The organism is Candidatus Pelagibacter sp. HIMB1593, assembly GCF_052047755.1.
In the GTDB taxonomy this organism is placed as follows: Bacteria; Pseudomonadota; Alphaproteobacteria; order Pelagibacterales; family Pelagibacteraceae; genus Pelagibacter.
In genome coordinates this window covers 1,365,616-1,378,023 of the sequence record NZ_JBNAJK010000001.1, presented here as the reverse complement: position 1 = coordinate 1,378,023, position 12,408 = coordinate 1,365,616, and the positions used below count along the sequence as shown (strand labels likewise).

Here is a 12,408-nt window from a genome sequence, read left to right as displayed (position 1 = left end):
ATTGAAACCAAATTCGAAAATTTTAATTATTGCGGGTTCAGATTCATCTGGTGGGGCTGGTATACAAGCTGATATTAAAACTGTTACAGCTCTAGGTTCTTATGCGATGACAGCTATAACTGCAGTTACAATTCAAAATACTACAGGTGTGAAATCAATAGTAGGCATCAATCCAAAAGAAATTTTCAATCAAATAGTTTTTACTTCAAAAGATATTAAGCCTGATGCAATCAAAATAGGAATGTTACACTCATCTAATGTTATCAAGATGGTAATTAAAGCATTAAATTTAATTAAAGTTAAAAGTATTATTTTAGACCCTGTCATGGTTGCAAAAGGTGGTGCCAAATTAATAGATAATAAAGCAATTAAGTTATTAAAATCGGAATTAATAAAAAAAGTTTCACTAGTTACCCCTAATATTCCTGAAGCTGAAATTTTGACTGAAACAAAAATCATATCTGTTGAAGATATGATTTACGCTGCAAATAAGCTTATGGAATTTGGAGCTAAAAATGTTCTTATTAAAGGTGGACATTCAAAAAATAAAATAGTTAAGGATGTTTTTGTTAATAAAAAAGATATTAAGATTTTTAATAGTACGCGTTATAAAACAAATAATACTCATGGTACAGGTTGTACTTTATCAAGTGCAGTCACTACATTTGTATCGTGTGGAAAACCAGCAAAGAAATCTTGTGAGCTTGGAATTAAGTATGTAAATTCAGCTATTAAAACAAACCCAAATTATGGAAGAGGTCATGGTCCAATTAACCATCTCACTTCTATAAAAGTAAATAAAAAATTTAATTAATGAAAAACATAGTTGTTGTTGGATCTCAATGGGGTGATGAAGGAAAAGGTAAGATTGTTGATTGGTTATCTGAACAGGCAGATGTAGTTATTAGATTTCAAGGTGGTCATAATGCGGGCCACACTCTTGTTATTGATGGCGTTACTTATAAGCTAAGATTACTTCCATCTGGCATTGTTAGAAAAGGTAAAATATCAATAATTGGTAATGGTGTTGTTGTAGATCCTTGGGCCTTATTGGAAGAAATTGAAGAGATTAAATCTAAAGGTGTAGAAGTAGATGTAGATAACTTCATAATATCAGAATCTGCAAATCTGATTTTGCCATTCCATAGAGAAATGGATGAAATTAGAGAAGATACTGCAGGAAAAAGTAAAATAGGAACTACCAGAAGAGGAATTGGTCCTGCTTATGAGGATAAAGTAGGAAGAAGGTCAATAAGGGTTATGGATTTAAGATCAGAAAAAAATTTAGATCAAAGATTAGATTCTGTATTGATACATCATAATGCAATCAGAAAAGGACTTGGAAAAAAAATTTTTGAAAAAGATCAACTTAAATCTGATTTACTCAAAATTGCTCCTAAAATATTAAAATTTTCACAGCCTGTATGGCTTAAAATTGATCAATTTAAAAAGCAAAAAAAGAAAATTTTATTTGAAGGTGCCCAAGGTATTTTACTTGATGTAGATCATGGAACTTATCCTTTTGTAACTTCATCTAATACAGTTGCTTCGAGCGCAGCTACTGGAACAGGCTGTGGTCCTAATTCAATAAACTATGTTTTAGGAATTACAAAAGCTTATACAACAAGAGTAGGGGAAGGGCCTTTTCCAACAGAACTAACTGATGAAGTAGGTGAACTTTTGGGCACACGTGGAAAAGAATTTGGAACAGTTACAAGTAGAAAAAGGAGATGTGGGTGGTTTGATGGTGTTCTAGTAAGACAAACAATTAAAGTTTCAGGTATAGATGGTATAGCTTTAACAAAATTGGACGTTCTTGATGAATTAGATGAAATTAAAATGTGCATTGCTTATGAACTAGATGGAGAAAAATTAGATTATTTGCCTGCTGCTGTAGAAGATCAAATTAAAATAAAACCAATTTACAAATCTTTTCCAGGCTGGAAAGTATCTACTAGTGGAATTAAAAATATGGACTCATTACCTGATAATGCAAAAAAATATATTTTTGCAGTAGAAGATTTTATAGGTGCAAAAATATCAAGCGTCTCTACTAGTCCTGAAAGAGATGATACTATTTTAATTGAAAATCCTTTTGAAGCTTAATTTGCAGGTAATAAATTTTTAGATTTAGCAAGAAGTAGCATTTGTTTTTGAAGTTTTTCAAATGCTTTATTTTCTATTTGTCTAACTCTTTCTCTACTAATTTTATATTTTTTACTTAAATCTTCCAGGGTAGTTGGATCATCATTAAGTCTTCTTGAATACAATATCTCTCTTTCTCTATCATTAAGCACTGTAATAGAATCTTTTAATAAGTCTTTTCTTTGCTCCATTTCCTCATGTTGAGCAAATTTTAAATCATGATCAAGCTCTTTATCTACTAACCAGTCTTGCCATTCATCACCATCCTCTCCAACTTGAGCATTCAATGAAAACTCTTTTCCAGAAAGTCTTCTGTTCATTGAAACAACTTCTTCTTTACTCACATCAAGTTTGTTGGCAATATGGTTTACGTGTTCGTCCCTTAAATCACCTTCAGTTTCAGGGGATATTTGGTTTTTAATTTTTTTTAAATTAAAAAATAATTTTTTTTGAGCAGTTGTTGTTCCAATTTTTACAAGACTCCAAGATCTTAAAATATATTCTTGGATGGATGCTTTAATCCACCACATAGCATAAGTTGCTAATCTAAAACCTTTTTCAGGTTCAAATTTTTTAACAGCCTGCATCAAACCAACATTTCCTTCTGAAATCATTTCATTAATTGGCAGACCATAGCCTTTGTATCCCATAGCAATTTTTGCAACTAATCTTAAGTGACTAGTTACTAATTTTTCAGCAGCTTTAATATTTCCAGTTGTTTTCCAATTTTTGGCTAACATATATTCTTCTTCTGCGGCCAACATTGGGAATTTTTTAATCTGTTCTAAATATGCAGAAAGACCACCCTCATTGGATAGTGTAGGAAGATTGTTGCTCATAGTTGTGTTCATAGCAGAGTTTATTTAGTTAATTATACTTAATTTTCAATAATTTATTCTTCAGTGTTTCTAAGCATTTTTAAAATATTATTTAGTTCTTGAGGCAAAATTGAGGTAAAAATCAGCTCTTTCTGAGTTCTAGGATGAACAAAGCCTAAAGTCTTTGCGTGTAGAAATTGTCTGTCTAAATTTGTAATTGAATTTTGAATGTCAAAATCAACGTTTTTTAATTTTTTATATTTTTTTTTATATTTGTCATCACCAACTAAACTATTTCCTTTATAGTTCATGTGCACTCTGATTTGATGAGTTCTGCCAGTTTCTAATTTGCATTCGACTAAACTTAATGTAGGTATTTTTTTATTTTCGAAAATTTCAATTGTTTTATAGTTTGTTACAGCTTTCTTACCCTTTGAACTGCTCACTTCCATAAGTTGTCTGTTTTTTGAACTACGAGTAATAAATGTTTCTATCCTACCAAAAGATGGTCTTAGCTTTCCCCATATTAAAAGTTGGTATTCTCTAATAATTGTGTGCTTACTGAATTGTTTTGATAAATTTTCATGGGTCTCATTATTTTTTGCCACAACAACTAAACCTGAAGTATTTTTATCAATTCTATGGACAATTCCTGGTCTTAATTCATCCCCAATAGTTGATAAAGATTCTTTATCGTAATGCATCAATGCATTTACAATTGTTTTGTCATAATTGCCTGCTCCAGGATGCATTATAATTCCTGAAGGTTTATCGATGACTAATAAATCAGAATCTTCATAAACAATATTTAATTTAAAATCATAAGGCTTTAGAGATGCAATCTCTGGTTCTGGAATCGTAAGATTTACAACATCACCAATCGAAACTTTTTTAGATGGACTTTTAATTATTTCATTATTTAGTTTTAATTTTTCTTTTAAAATTAAATTTTTAACTCTGGTTCTACTAATAATTTCGTCTCTTTTGTTAATTAATACATCTACTCTTAAATTCTTTTCTTCTTCTTCAACTATAAAATTAATGCTTTTTTCCATAAAATATAATATTAATACTAAATGCGCTTGTAGCTCAACTGGATAGAGCGCCAGATTTCGGCTCTGGAGGTTCAGGGTTCGACTCCTTGCAGGCGCACCATTTACTCTCCAATATTAATTAATGTCCCTTTTTCTCTAGCTTTATCAAACGAAAAATAAAAAGTTGCTATAGCAACTGTGAAATAAAATGCATTTAATGAAAGTGCGATACGAATATTTTCATAGCTAACAATTCCATTGACCAAGATATTTCTGGTTTCTTCAAATATATAAACTAATGGCAATGCGAAAGCTATTGATTGAAATATTTCAGGTAAAATTTCAACTGGATAATAGATACAGCCAAAAGGTGCCAATAAAAACATTGTAGACCATGCAATATTCTCAAAAGATGGCCCAAATCTTAGCAACCCAGCTGATACAAAAAGCCCCAAAGTAATTCCAAAAATGTACAAACTTAAAAAAAGAAAAGCTAATGGTAATCCCAAGTTTAATATAGATATGCCAAATAATGGTGAGGTTAAAAGTATCGCTGGAATTAATCCGATTAAAGCTCTTATTAAAGCGGTGATTACAAGTGCAGTAATTATTTCACTAATTTTCATTGGAGCAATAAATAAATTAGTAAAATTCCTACTCCAAATTTCTTCTAAAAATAACATATTAAAACCAATGCTTGTTCTAAAAAGAAAATCATAAAGAATTGCACAAGACAATATAACTCCAACAGCTCCACTATAGTATGAACTGTGTGCTACAAAAAAATTGGAAATGAAACCCCAAAGAGTTATCTGTATGGAGGGCCAATATATTAAATCAAGTATTCTTGGGAACGATCTAGTAATTAAATAAAAATGCCTTAAAAATAATCCATATATTCTTGTAATATTCATTTGTCTTTCCTAACAATTTCTAAAAAAACTTCTTCGAGGTTTTTTTGTCCATATTTTCTTATTAAATCTTCTGGAGTACCACTGTCTACGATAGTACCATCTTTCATCATCATAACAGAATTACATAATCTTTTTACTTCATCCATGTTATGAGAAGCCAGCAAAACAGATATTTTTTTTTCTTCTTTATACTTTTCTAAAAAGGTTCTAATAAAATCTGCTGTTTCGGGGTCTAGAGCAGCAGTTGGCTCATCTAACAAGAGCACAGTAGGATCATTAATTAATGCTTTCGCAAGACTGACCCTATTTTTTTGTCCTGATGACAGCTCTCCTGTAATTTTATCTAAAAGATCTCCCAATCTTAATTTTTCTGAGAGAAAATTAATTCTCTCATTCAAATTTTGAATATTATATAGTTTCCCATACACAATTAAATTTTGGTTTACTGTTAATTTTTTAGGCAATTCAATATAGGGAGAAATAAAATTCATTTTGTGTAGAATTGAAATCTTATTATTTTCAATATTTTTACCGTTAATTAATACTTGGCCATTTGTGGGTTTTAATAATCCTAGTATCATTCCGATTGTTGTTGTTTTTCCGCAACCATTTGGACCTAACAGTCCTACTATTTCATTTTCATTAATTTTAAAATTTATATTATTAACTGCATTTTTAGTCTTATATGATTTTGATAGATTTATGACTTCTATTGAGTTTTTCATTTGAAGTTTGATGCTCTCTTGAGTCTGTCGTTTATTGTTTTTCCAATTCCTTCATTTGGTATTTTTTCTACAGCTATTGATTTATATTTATCTTTTTTTATTTTCCTTAAAACACTATACAGGTTTCTGGCAGCTTCATTTAAGTTACTTGTTTTGCTTAAATAATAAATATCTTTAGATATATTTTCTCTTTTTTTTAAGAGTACAAAAGCTTCATTTTTTTTGTTTTTTTTTGCATTCATTCTTAAAGGTAATCCTGGAGAATAGTGTAAAGGAAAAAGACCAGGAGAAATTTTATCTTTTGAATTTATATTAATTATTATTTTTTGATTCAAAGTTTTTTTAATCTTTGAAACACTCAATCCTCCATATCTTAGTAATCTAGGTTTATTTGTTATATTTAATATTGTAGACTCGACACCAATTTTACAAACACCACCATTCAAAATAAATTTTATTTTGTTGCCAAATTCATCTTTGACGTCTTCTGCTTTTACAGCACTTAATCTTGAAGAAATATTAGCACTTGGTGCCGCAACTGGATATTTTAAATTTTTGAGTAATTTTCTAAATAGAGGATGTTTTGGAAATCGTATAGCAACTGTTTTTTTATTATTAGTTACAAACTTAGATATTTTAGAATTTTTTTTGAGCTTCAATATATATGTTATTGGTCCTGGAGAAAATTTTTTATAAAGTTTAATAAAATTATCATTTATCTCGCAGTCTTCTGAAATTTTTTTTAAATTATAGTAGTGAACAATTAGTGGATTGTTAGTAGGTCTTCTTTTTAGGTTAAAAATTTTTTTAACAGCGGCGTCCGAGTATGCGTTACCTGCGAGTCCGTAAACAGTTTCTGTTGGAACAGCCACACAATGACTTTTATCTAAGTAATTTTTCGCTTTTTTGATGTTTGATTGAATATTTTTCATGTAATAGTAATGATTAATATATGAAAGATAAAAATTTACCACTCGATTATGACAATAGAACACTTGAAGAGTTAACAGATGAAGTAAATCAAATGATAAAGTCTTTAGAAGAAAAAGATGATCTAGACAATTCTGTAGAGAGCTATCAAGAGTTACTAAAATTAAATAATTTAATTGAAAAAAAATTTCAAAAAAATTTAAAATCTATTAGTGAAAATACGAATAAAAAAATTAAGGATATCATTGAGAGAAAGTGAAAAATCAACTTAATAAAATTGCAAAAGATACTAATTTATTCTTGAAAAAATACATTCAGGAACAAGAAAATTCCAAATTAATTTATGCAATGAAGTATGGATTATTTCCTGGAGGAAAAAAAATTAGATCTAAAATATTAATTGATATTGGATCGTTATTCTCAATTAACTATCAGACATTAATTGCCATAGGTGCTGCTGTAGAATGTATTCATGCTTATTCTCTTATTCATGATGATTTACCATGTATGGATAATGATAATATGAGAAGAGGTAAACCATCAGCTCATATTAAATTTGGTGAGTCGACAGCTGTTCTCGCTGGAAATTCATTATTAACAATGGCTTTTGAAATTTTAACTAGCTCTAAGTTAAAGTTGAGGGATAAAATTAAAGTTAAATTAGTAGACAAACTTTCTATGTGTTCAGGACATTTGGGTATAGCGGGTGGTCAATATTTAGATTTAGATTTTGAAAAAAAGAAAGTTTCAAAAAAACAAATTATAGATATGGAAATTAAAAAAACAGGAAAACTTTTTAGTTTTTGTTGTGCAGTACCAGCAATCATTAAGGAGAAAAGTCTCAAGGAAATAAAATTTTTTGAGAAACTTGGTTCTGATATTGGTCTTCTTTTTCAAATAGCAGATGATTTAATAGATTTTAAAGGTAATTCTAAAATTGCTGGGAAAAGAACAAAAAAAGATCAAAAAAAAGGCAAAGCTACACTTATAAGTTTACTAGGCTATGATGCTTCAATCAAATATTGTAGTAAGATTATTTCAGATATTAATAGAAATTTAAAAATTTATGGTTCAAAATCAGAAAATTTAAATGATACATTAGAATTTATAATGAATAGAAATAAATGAAAAATAATTACAAGTATTTAGATAATATTAACTTTCCATCCGATTTAAGAAAAGTTTCTGAAAATGATTTACAACAAGTAGCTGATGAAGTTAGAGAAGAAATGATCAGTGCAGTATCTAAAACTGGTGGACATTTAGGTGCAGGTCTAGGGGTTGTTGAGCTGACTGTAGCTCTGCACTATGTTTTTGATACACCTAATGATAGATTAATTTGGGATGTAGGACACCAAGCATACCCACATAAAATTTTAACGGGAAGAAAACAAAAAATTACAACCTTAAGACAAGGCAACGGTTTATCAGGTTTTACTAAAAGATCTGAGAGTGAGTATGACCCATTTGGTGCAGCTCATAGTTCCACATCTATATCATCTGCACTTGGCATGGCTGAAGCAAATAAATTAGAAAATAAATCTTCAAATGTAATAGCTGTTATTGGAGATGGTGCAATTAGTGCAGGTATGGCATACGAAGCTATGAATAACGCTGGTGCATCAAAAACTAAAATGATCGTTATTTTAAATGATAATGATATGTCTATTGCAAAACCAGTAGGTGCAATGAGAACATATTTAGCAAAGTTATTTACTGGAAAAATCTACTTTAGCTTAAGAGAAACTTTAAAATTAATTACCTCAGCTTTTTCAAAAAGATTTAGTGCTAAAGCTGGTAAAGCAGAAGATTTTTTTCGTTCTGCTGTCACCGGTGGAACACTATTTAGCTCACTTGGTTTTTATTATGCAGGACCAATAGATGGACATGATCTTTCCACACTTGTCCCTATTTTAAGAAATGCTAGAGACTCAAAGCATGAGGGTCCAATTATGATACATATTAAAACTCAAAAAGGAAAAGGATATTCATATGCTGAAAAAGCTAGTGATCACTACCATGGAGTATCGAAATTTAATGTTGAAACTGGAGAGCAACAAAAAAGTGGTTCTAATTTACCCGCTTATACAAAAGTATTTGCAAATACACTTGTTAAACATGCAAAAAAAGACAGTAAGATTGTCGGAATAACTGCGGCAATGCCAGGTGGAACAGGTATGGATATCTTTGGTAAGGAATTTCCAAAAAGAATGTTTGACGTTGGTATAGCTGAACAGCATGCAGTTACTTTTGCTGCAGGTCTTGCAACAGAGGGGTATAAACCCTATGCCGCTATCTATTCTACCTTTCTTCAAAGAGCTTATGATCAAGTAGTACACGATGTAGCAATACAGAGTCTACCTGTAAGATTTGCAATTGATAGGGCTGGTTTAGTTGGTGCAGATGGGTCAACGCACGCAGGCTCTTTTGATATTACTTATTTGTCAACTTTACCAAATTTTATCGTAATGGCAGCTAGTGATGAAGCTGAATTAGTAAAAATGATTAATACTTCGGTTGATATTAATGATAAACCCTGTGCAATAAGATATCCAAGAGGAACAGGTGTTGGAGTTGAGCTTCCTTCAATAGAGGAAAAAATAGAGATAGGTAAAGGAAAAATTATTCACCAAGGAACTCAGGTTTGTTTGTTGAGTTTAGGAACTAGACTTGAGGAGTGTAAAGTAGCTGCAGAAGAATTGAAAGCAAAGGGTATTTCAACAACAATTATAGATGCCAGATTTGCTAAACCTTTAGATGAAGATTTAATTTTAAAATCTGCAAGAGAACATGAATTAATGATTACAATTGAAGAAGGTTCTATAGGAGGATTTGGATCCCATGTTAAAAATTTATTAGCTGAAAAAGGAATATTTGATAAAGGTTTAAAATTTAGATCTATGACTCTTCCAGATGAATTCATAGAGCAAGATAATCCAAAAAAAATGTATGATATTGCTGGATTGAATAGTCCACAAATTACAAAAAAAGTTTTAGAAGTTTTATTTAATAAGGACTCAATTAGAGTAGTAAAAAACTAATTATTTATCCGCACTGAGCCCGATTCATTAGATAGTGGTCTAATAAAACACAATTCATCATAGCTTCTCCAACTGGAACAGCTCTTATTCCTACGCAAGGGTCATGTCTTCCTTTAACAGATATTGTGGTATTTTTTCCGAATTTATTAATTGTTTTTCTTGTGGTTAAAATTGAAGATGTAGGTTTAACTGCAAATGATGCTATTATTTCTTGTCCAGAAGAAATTCCACCCAAGATACCGCCTGCATTATTAGAGTTAAATTTTAATTTATTATTTTTTAATGATATTTCGTCAGAGTTTTGCTCGCCACTTAGTTGTGCAGAATTCATTCCAGCACCAACATTTACTCCTTTAACTGCATTAATACTCATAAACGCTGATGCGATATCAGAATCTAATTTTGAATAAATAGGCGCACCAAGACCTGCAGGAATACCTCTTGCTCTAACCTCTATTACAGCACCACATGATGACCCTGATTTTCTTACACCAAGTAAATATTTTTCCCATAATTTAATCATAGACTTATCTGGACAAAAGAATGGATTTTTTGAAATAATTTTATCATTCCACTGTGACGTATCACATCCTAAGATTCCTAATTGAGTTACAGCACCTATAACTTTAAATTTTTTTCCTAATTTTTTTTGGAGTACTAGTTTAGCTATAGCACCAGCCGCAACTCTTGATGCCGTCTCTCTAGCTGAAGATCTTCCTCCACCTCTGTAATCTCTAATTCCGTATTTTTTGAAATAGGTAAAGTCCGCATGACCTGGTCTGAATTTATCTTTAATATTTCCATAATCTTTAGATCTCATGTCTTTATTATAGATAATTAAAGAAATTGGTGTGCCAGTAGTTTTTCCTTCAAATACACCTGAAAGTATTTGGACTTTATCATCTTCCTTTCTTTGTGTGGTAAATTTTGATTGTCCAGGTTTTCTTTTATCTAATTCTAATTGAATATCTTTTTCATCTAGATGTATGTTTGGAGGACAACCGTCAACTATGCAGCCAATAGCAGGTCCGTGAGATTCACCCCAAGTTGTGAAACGAAATAGCTTTCCAAAAGTGTTAAATGACATTATTTATGTTATATAGATTATTTTGTTTAAATTATGAATGAAAAAAACCAACTTGGTATAAACAGCTGCTTTTTAAATTTAGATGACCCAATTAAGTTATTTGAAATATGGATGGAAAAAGCTAAACAGACTGAACCAAATGATCCAAATGCAGTTGCGTTAGCAACTTCAAGTAAAAATAATGTTCCATCCGTCAGAATGGTGCTCCTTAAGGATTTTAATAAAGATGGATTTGTTTTCTACACTAATTTAAATAGTCGAAAAGGTAATGAATTAAAGGAAAATCCTAACGCTTCAATGTGTTTTCATTGGAAAAGTCTTTTAAGACAAGTCAGAATTACTGGAACTGTATCATTAGTTTCTGATGATGTTGCAGATGAATATTATTCCTCGAGAGCATATGAAAGTAGAATTGGTGCATGGGCATCAAATCAGAGCCAAGAATTAAAAAACAGAGATGAATTAATAAATTCAATTAAGGTATATAAAAATCAATATTCTGATGAAACAAAAGTTCCTAGACCAAAACACTGGTCTGGATGGAATTTAAATCCACAAAATATAGAGTTTTGGCTAGATGGAGAAAATAGAATTCATGAAAGATTACTTTATACAAAAAGCCAGAATGGATTATGGAATAAAGCTTTATTGAGTCCTTAAAAATTTCTCGCCAAACTGAAAGATGTAAGTTTTTTAAGAATTTCTTTTTCTTTAGTATCCCTGAACACACTTAAAGAATTTGATGCTAAATTAATATAGTGCTGAGCTTTTTGGTAGCACTCATTTATAATCTTATATTTATTCATCAAAGATATAATATTATTAAAATCTTCTTTTGTTCTCTCTTTTTTATTAAATATTTCTTTTAGTTTATTTTTTTCATTATTTTCTAGTTTTTGGTAAAGCAAGATTATTGGTAAAGTTACTTTTCCTTCAAAAAAATCTTTTCCTATTTTTTTTCCAAATAACTTTAATTCAGAATTATAATCTAATGTGTCATCTGCAATTTGAAAAGTTAACCCTAAATTTCTTCCATAAAATTCTAGCGCATCTTTTTCTTTATTTTCTACTTCAGCTAAAATTGCACCTACTTTTGTTGAAGCAGCAAATAGTTCTGCAGTTTTGGCAGAGATAATTTTTAGATATGTTTCTTCAAGCATATCAACTTCATTATTATGTTGTAGTTGCAATACTTCTCCCTGGGCAATTTTAGATGAAGTTGATGATAATAATTTTAGTACCTCTAAGTTTCCATCTTCAACCATCATCTCAAAACATCTACTTAAGAGATAATCTCCAATTAAAACAGAGGAATGATTGCTCCAAATTTTATTTAAAGTTTCTTTACCTCTTCTAATCTCGCCTTCATCGATAACATCATCATGCATCAAAGTTGCACTGTGAATAAGTTCTACACAAGCTGCTAAATTTACGTCTCTTGAACCTTTTGAGTAACCACATAACTTAGCACTTCCTAATGTTAATAAAGCCCTAAGTCTTTTGCCACCAGTCTCTATATGATAATTAGTCATTTTTTGAACTAATTGAACATCACTAGTTAATTTGGATTTTATTCTTTCTTCAGTTAAAGCTAGTTTTTCTTCAACAGAATCCCTCAATTGGAAATATGAATTATTTATCTGGTTTTTAAGCTGTACTACAGTTCCCATATTAATTTTAAATTATTATAAATAAGCTATATTTATTACTTATC

At 30.2% G+C, this 12,408-nt stretch carries 13 protein-coding genes and 1 tRNA gene; 7 read left to right on the top strand and 7 right to left on the bottom strand.

Annotated features, from left to right (window positions below):
* Position 1: 1 nt before the first annotated feature.
* Complete coding sequence (gene thiD / locus ACTTA0_RS07280; RefSeq protein WP_440614001.1) at positions 2-814, top strand: bifunctional hydroxymethylpyrimidine kinase/phosphomethylpyrimidine kinase; 813 nt, start codon at positions 2-4, stop codon at positions 812-814.
* Positions 814-2,106: an adenylosuccinate synthase gene (locus ACTTA0_RS07275; protein ID WP_440614002.1), complete on the top strand. Its 1,293-nt coding sequence runs from the start codon at positions 814-816 to the stop codon at positions 2,104-2,106. Before thiD ends, ACTTA0_RS07275 begins: the two co-directional genes overlap by 1 nt.
* Here ACTTA0_RS07275 and rpoH read toward each other — a convergent pair.
* Together rpoH and ACTTA0_RS07265 are read right to left on the bottom strand one after the other, a co-directional pair.
* Entirely contained in the window at positions 2,103-2,984 is an 882-nt protein-coding gene (gene rpoH, locus ACTTA0_RS07270; RefSeq protein WP_262590531.1) for an RNA polymerase sigma factor RpoH, read from the bottom strand. The two genes, ACTTA0_RS07275 and rpoH, sit on opposite strands and share 4 nt — an antisense overlap.
* Before the next feature lie 53 nt (positions 2,985-3,037).
* Positions 3,038-4,018 (bottom strand): RluA family pseudouridine synthase, encoded by a 981-nt coding sequence (locus tag ACTTA0_RS07265; protein WP_440647385.1) that lies wholly within the window; start codon positions 4,016-4,018, stop codon positions 3,038-3,040.
* A gap of 23 nt (positions 4,019-4,041) precedes the next feature.
* Between ACTTA0_RS07265 and ACTTA0_RS07260 the strand changes: the two genes are divergently transcribed.
* Positions 4,042-4,118: transfer RNA gene (locus tag ACTTA0_RS07260), tRNA-Arg, on the top strand.
* Position 4,119: 1 nt separating this feature from the next.
* On the opposite strand, the gene ACTTA0_RS07255 is transcribed toward ACTTA0_RS07260, so the two are convergent.
* The 3 genes from ACTTA0_RS07255 to ACTTA0_RS07245 are packed head-to-tail and all read right to left on the bottom strand — an operon-like array spanning position 4,120 to position 6,568.
* The gene (locus tag ACTTA0_RS07255; protein ID WP_440676578.1) at positions 4,120-4,911 is read right to left on the bottom strand and encodes an ABC transporter permease; all 792 of its coding nucleotides are present in this window, start codon (positions 4,909-4,911) and stop codon (positions 4,120-4,122) included.
* Positions 4,908-5,636 (bottom strand): ABC transporter ATP-binding protein, encoded by a 729-nt coding sequence (locus ACTTA0_RS07250; protein ID WP_440614005.1) that lies wholly within the window; start codon positions 5,634-5,636, stop codon positions 4,908-4,910. The genes ACTTA0_RS07255 and ACTTA0_RS07250 overlap by 4 nt, the downstream gene beginning before the upstream one ends.
* The gene (locus ACTTA0_RS07245) at positions 5,633-6,568 is read right to left on the bottom strand and encodes an L-threonylcarbamoyladenylate synthase (RefSeq protein WP_440676577.1); all 936 of its coding nucleotides are present in this window, start codon (positions 6,566-6,568) and stop codon (positions 5,633-5,635) included. The genes ACTTA0_RS07250 and ACTTA0_RS07245 overlap by 4 nt, the downstream gene beginning before the upstream one ends.
* Positions 6,569-6,588: 20 nt before the next feature.
* Here ACTTA0_RS07245 and ACTTA0_RS07240 point away from each other — a divergent pair, with 20 nt between their 5' ends.
* Genes ACTTA0_RS07240 through dxs form a run of 3 tightly spaced genes read left to right on the top strand, consistent with a single transcriptional unit; the run spans position 6,589 to position 9,607 of the window.
* The gene (locus ACTTA0_RS07240) at positions 6,589-6,825 is read left to right on the top strand and encodes an exonuclease VII small subunit (RefSeq protein ID WP_440676576.1); all 237 of its coding nucleotides are present in this window, start codon (positions 6,589-6,591) and stop codon (positions 6,823-6,825) included.
* Positions 6,822-7,694, top strand: coding sequence for a polyprenyl synthetase family protein (locus ACTTA0_RS07235; protein WP_440676575.1), 873 nt, complete (start codon positions 6,822-6,824; stop codon positions 7,692-7,694). Before ACTTA0_RS07240 ends, ACTTA0_RS07235 begins: the two co-directional genes overlap by 4 nt.
* Positions 7,691-9,607 carry a 1-deoxy-D-xylulose-5-phosphate synthase gene (gene dxs / locus ACTTA0_RS07230; protein ID WP_440676574.1) on the top strand — a complete coding sequence of 639 codons (1,917 nt, stop codon included), beginning with the start codon at positions 7,691-7,693 and terminating at the stop codon, positions 9,605-9,607. Before ACTTA0_RS07235 ends, dxs begins: the two co-directional genes overlap by 4 nt.
* A 4-nt stretch (positions 9,608-9,611) precedes the next feature.
* On the opposite strand, the gene aroC is transcribed toward dxs, so the two are convergent.
* Entirely contained in the window at positions 9,612-10,694 is a 1,083-nt protein-coding gene (aroC, locus tag ACTTA0_RS07225; protein ID WP_440676573.1) for a chorismate synthase, read from the bottom strand.
* 33 nt (positions 10,695-10,727) lie between these two features.
* On the opposite strand from aroC, the gene pdxH reads away from it, so the two are divergent.
* On the top strand, positions 10,728-11,354 hold the full coding sequence (gene pdxH, locus ACTTA0_RS07220) for a pyridoxamine 5'-phosphate oxidase (RefSeq protein ID WP_440676572.1): 627 nt from the start codon (positions 10,728-10,730) through the stop codon (positions 11,352-11,354).
* Here pdxH and ACTTA0_RS07215 read toward each other — a convergent pair.
* The gene (locus ACTTA0_RS07215; protein ID WP_440676571.1) at positions 11,351-12,364 is read right to left on the bottom strand and encodes a polyprenyl synthetase family protein; all 1,014 of its coding nucleotides are present in this window, start codon (positions 12,362-12,364) and stop codon (positions 11,351-11,353) included. The two genes, pdxH and ACTTA0_RS07215, sit on opposite strands and share 4 nt — an antisense overlap.
* Between the last annotated feature and the right edge of the window lie 44 nt (positions 12,365-12,408).